The 1,959-nt window shown below is 55.7% G+C and carries 2 protein-coding genes and 1 tRNA gene; 1 reads left to right on the top strand and 2 read right to left on the bottom strand.

Translation table 11 applies throughout. The annotated features are described in order from the left end of the window. The coding region (locus GXX82_13680; GenBank protein NLT24088.1) for an AAA family ATPase at positions 1-1,270 on the bottom strand (1,270 nt) is incomplete at its 3' end. Between the two features lie 205 nt (positions 1,271-1,475). On the opposite strand from GXX82_13680, the gene GXX82_13675 reads away from it, so the two are divergent. Then, positions 1,476-1,823 carry a hypothetical protein gene (locus GXX82_13675; GenBank protein ID NLT24087.1) on the top strand — a complete coding sequence of 116 codons (348 nt, stop codon included), beginning with the start codon at positions 1,476-1,478 and terminating at the stop codon, positions 1,821-1,823. A gap of 10 nt (positions 1,824-1,833) precedes the next feature. Here the strand turns inward: GXX82_13675 and GXX82_13670 are convergent. Beyond that, positions 1,834-1,918, bottom strand: a tRNA-Leu gene (locus GXX82_13670). Between the last annotated feature and the right edge of the window lie 41 nt (positions 1,919-1,959).

The following is a 1,959-nucleotide window of genomic DNA, read 5'->3' as shown; positions in this document are numbered from 1 at the left end:
GATCCAGGTCCAGAGCGCGGTGGATGGTCCGGCCCTGCGCTTTGATGCCGACCGATTTCCAGCTGACCGTCCCGACCGGCCGGATCCCCTGGTTGCCGTCGCATACGATCAGCAGGTCGCCGTCATACGGGTCTTTCATCGCGAGGAGGATGCACGAGAACCAGGTGGGATGGAAGTCCTGGGCCTCGTCGACCAGGACCGCATCATACGCCCGAAAGTCGCCGACGCGGCTCGATAGTTGCGCGTGCAGGCGGTTGCCGAGGTGCTCGTCTTCCTCGACGTGACCGGTGATCGGGTCGCACCTGTTCCGGATAACATCGTTCTGCTTTGCCCATCCGTCGAAGTGAGTGACGGTTATCCGTGGGTAGTCAGCGAGGATATGTCTCAAATATGCTCCAAGGGAGACGTTGTAGCAGAGCAACAGAATCTTTGCCTCGGGGTCGCGGTCGTGAAGCCAGCGTGCCCGTGCGACCAGGATGACCGTCTTGCCAGACCCGGCTACACCACAGGCGATCCGGTGTCCGTCGCCAATCTTCCTGGCGGTGTTCTCCTGCCGCCTGTCCAGCACCTTCAGCGATGTTACCTTCGGTTCGTGGACTCCCCGGGCATAGGAGAAGACATACTCCTTCGCCGGCTCCTGGATTGTGTCACTCTTTGCGGAAGCTGGCTGCACCGGGTCCTGCGCCGGCGGTATGCCGGAGGGGATGTAACTCAGGATGATCTCCGGATGGATGATAGCACGAAGCACATCGATCTGCTTCCGGGAGAGGGGTTCGATCCGCCAGAAGGGGTCGAAGTACGATCTCAGCTTGTCGGCAATCTTCTGCGGTGACGCACTCTCAAGGTTCATGAGCACATCCCGTGTCATGGTGTTTTCTGGCCGGAAGACGACCGAGAGGTCGTGCCCTCTACAGTTCCGGAGTTGGTCCTGGGAGATATTCGAGAGTACGACAAAATGACCGAACGGGAAGACAAATCGGTTCTTGTGTGGCCCGTCCTTGTGCAGGAGGTGTGAGAAGCTCGGGTTCTTCTCACACGCTTTCACGAGCCTCCACTGGTAGTTCCGGGCCTGCGTGAGAGGGTGTACCTCGGCCTTTGGGCGTCCGTCGTAGAGCGTAACGACTTCGCTGTCGCTTACCTTCTGGATGTCATCGAGGTACCACCCTTTCACTTCGATGACGATGACACCCTGGTCCGGCGCGATCACGATGAAGTCCGGCCGCCGGTTGTCGATATTGGGTTCATAATAAACGAGGTAATCGTCAGGCAACTTCTTCAGAATACTGAATGTACGCTCCTCCCCTTTACTCGCCCTCGCAGGAAGGCGATCGGGGATAAATTCGGCCATGTTTTGAAGTTTTGCGTGGTGTGAAAAAAGCCTTTTGATTCTAGGACGATAAAATGCGTTTTCTTACAAAAGATCAGGTAAAGTACTCATCCTCATTTTTAATGTATGCGATTGCTCATGATGAACTATGACTCAGATCTGCCCGGACTGCAACGAAGAATGGCCTGACACTTCGAACTACTGCGGGATGTGTCAGGCGAAGCTCCCGAATGCCGCCCCTTGGCTCACCGATTACAAAAAAGCCCGGAACTTTTTCAGGCATCCCACAGAAGAGGAGTTTTCAGAGTTCTTTCGGGCATGCTTTACCAATCCAAAATTTAAGGACCGGCTGCTCGCACGGATTATCGAGCGCGCGGTCAATGAGAATGCACCGGGTGCCCCCGATAAGGTGTTTTTCAGGGATGAGATCTTCCGCATCCTCGCGGAAGAGCTGCTAAAGGAGTACGAGAAAGGCACCGGCTACCCAGGAAGATAAATGAGTAGTATGCGAGGGAAGGGATTCGAACCCTTGAACTCCTTCGAGAACGGACCCTAAATCCGTCGCCTTTGACCTGGCTCGGCAACCCTCGCGCACGGGTGGGATGTAAGTCAGATATAGGAACCCATTTTAG

The organism is Syntrophorhabdus sp., from assembly GCA_012719415.1.
Taxonomy (GTDB): domain Bacteria; phylum Desulfobacterota; class Syntrophorhabdia; order Syntrophorhabdales; family Syntrophorhabdaceae; genus Delta-02.
Note: the sequence above shows the minus strand (reverse complement) of the source record. Positions and strands in the feature narration are given on the sequence as shown.